The organism is Kineococcus gurbantunggutensis (assembly GCF_050871925.1).
Taxonomy (GTDB): Bacteria; Actinomycetota; Actinomycetes; order Actinomycetales; family Kineococcaceae; genus Kineococcus.
This window is the reverse complement of record NZ_JBJLSG010000300.1, coordinates 1-2,428: the sequence shown is the minus strand read 5'-3', so window position 1 is coordinate 2,428 and position 2,428 is coordinate 1. Positions and strand designations below refer to the sequence as shown.

Genomic DNA, 2,428 nt, shown 5'->3' with positions numbered 1-2,428 from the left:
GGGGGGGGGGGGGGGGGGGGGGGGGGCGGGGGGGGGGGGGGGGGGGGGGGGGGGGGGTGCTGGGCGGGGGGGCGGGCGCCCCCCCCCCCCCCCCCCCCCCGCCCTCTGTCATTCCCCCCGCCGCGGCGACCGTGTTCGGCGACCAGCTGGACGCCGCCACCGCCTACCACGACTTCCTCGCGAGCGCCGGGGTCGAGCGCGGCCTGATCGGCCCGCGCGAGGTCCCCCGCCTGTGGGAGCGCCACCTGCTCAACTGCGCCTACCTGGGTGAGCTCGTCGAGCCCGGCGAGAGCGTCGTCGACGTCGGCTCCGGGGCGGGGCTGCCAGGCATCCCGCTGGCCTTGGCCCGGCCCGACCTGCACGTCCAGCTCGTCGAGCCCCTGGAGCGGCGTTACACCTTCCTGCGGGAGGTGATCCGCGCGACGGGGCTGGGAGACCGCGTCGCCGTCGCGCGCGGGCGCGCCGAGGACGTCGCCGGCGAGTTCTCCGGGGGCGTTGTCACCGCCCGCGCCGTCGCCCCGCTGGGCACCTTGTACCGGTGGACCCTGCCGCTGTGCCGGCCGGGCGGGCACCTGCTGGCCATCAAGGGCCGCACCGCCGCTGAGGAGATCGTCGCCGCCGCCGACGTCCTGGCGGAGCTGGGCGTCACCGGCACCCCCGAGGTCGTCCACTGCGGCCCGGAGGGCGACGAGGGGACCACCGTGGTGCGCGTCGCCCGCGGCAGCCAGCCGCTGCGCCGCCGCCCCGCTCGCGCTCCGCGCACCTCCACCAGCAACCGGCGCCCTCGGGCACCGCGCTCCACGGGAAGGAAGAAGGCGTGACGCAACTCGGGTGGTTCGGCGCCCTCCGATCGACCTCCTCGGGGGGTCTCGGCTGGCTGGGGGACGCGACGGGGTCGGCGGCCCCGGGGGTTCCACGTGAAACGGAGCCGGTCGAGGCGGTCACCGACGAGGCTTCCTCGCCTGCGGCGGGGTCCGTCGAGGAGTCGTCGGTGAACCCGGTCGAGGTCGTCGCCCCGGCCGCCGCGAGCACCGACGGGGACGTTCCACGTGAAACAGTGCCGTCCGCCGGTGGCGTCACGGCGACGGACGACGCCTCCCCGGCGGCGTCCGTCGAGGGGCCCGCCTTCGCGCCCGGCGGCACTGTTGAAGCCGCGCTCGAGGGGGCGCTCGAGGGGATGGGCCCGGAGGCGACGGCGCAGGTCGAGGATCTCGACGTGCCCGGTCAGCTCCCCTCCGTTCCACGTGAAACACGGCACGCCGTGGTCGCCGAGCGCTTCCCCCGCCCGGCGCAGACGCGCGTCCTGACGATCGCCAACCAGAAGGGCGGGGTCGGCAAGACGACCACCGCCGTGAACCTGGCGGCGGCCCTGTCGGCGGCCGGGCTGAAGGTGCTCGTCCTCGACCTGGACCCGCAGGGCAACGCCTCCACGGCCCTGGGCATCGAGCACCACGCCGAGGTGCCCGGGGTCTACGAGGTGCTCGTGGAGGGCAAGGCCCTGGCCGAGGTGGTCCAGCGCTGCGACGAGGCGCCCGACCTGTGGTGCGCCCCCGCGACGGTCGACCTGGCCGGCGCGGAGATCGAGCTGGTCTCCATGGTGGCGCGCGAGTCGCGCCTGCAGCGGGCGCTGCAGAAGTACCTCAAGACCGTCGAGCGCGACGGCAGCGGGCGCGTGGACTACGTCCTCATCGACTGCCCGCCCAGCCTGGGCCTGCTGACCATCAACGCCTTCGTGGCTGCGCCCGAGGTGCTCATCCCCATCCAGTGCGAGTACTACGCGCTGGAGGGGCTGAGCCAGCTCCTGGCGAACATCGAGCTCATCCAGGAGCACCTGAACCCCGACCTCACGGTCTCCACGATCCTGCTCACCATGTACGACGGCCGCACCCGCCTGGCCGCGCAGGTGGTCGAGGAGGTGCGCCAGCACTTCGGCGAGCAGGTGCTGCGCGCGCTCGTGCCGCGCTCGGTGCGCATCTCGGAGGCCCCGAGCCACGGGCAGACGGTGATGTCGTACGACCCGATGTCCTCCGGGGCGCTCGCCTACCTGCAGGCGGCGCGCGAGATCGCTCACCGCGGCGAGACCCTGGCGAACCCAGGGGAGGCGCGGGACGGGGCGCAGGGCGCGGCGGCCGGTGCGGCGCAGGCGAGCGACCCCTGGGCGCGGTGGACGGACGGAACGGGCAACCGGCGCGGTGTCGCGTCGAGGGAAGGTGGAGCGTGAGCGAGAAGCGGCGTGGGCTCGGGCGAGGGCTGGGCGCCCTGATCCCCAGCGGGGCGACCGCGCCGGCGGCCGCGCGGGGGGGGGGGGGGGGGGGGGGGGGGGGGGGGGGGGGGGGGGGGCGGCGGGGGGCCGCCGCCCCCCCCCCCCCCCCCCCCGGGGGGGGGGGGGGGCCGCCCCCCCCGCGGGACGACCCGCAGCGGGGGGCGG

General features: G+C 77.1%; 2 protein-coding genes. Both read left to right on the top strand.

Annotated elements, in window-relative coordinates:
* Positions 1 to 59: 59 nt before the first annotated feature.
* Positions 60 to 821 carry a 16S rRNA (guanine(527)-N(7))-methyltransferase RsmG gene (gene rsmG, locus ACRYR7_RS25200; RefSeq protein WP_432575113.1) on the top strand — a complete coding sequence of 254 codons (762 nt, stop codon included), beginning with the start codon at positions 60 to 62 and terminating at the stop codon, positions 819 to 821.
* A 170-nt stretch (positions 822 to 991) separates the two neighbouring features.
* A complete protein-coding gene (locus ACRYR7_RS25195; protein ID WP_432575111.1) occupies positions 992 to 2,221 on the top strand; it encodes a ParA family protein in 1,230 nt (409 codons plus the stop codon).
* The last annotated feature ends 207 nt before the right edge of the window (positions 2,222 to 2,428 follow it).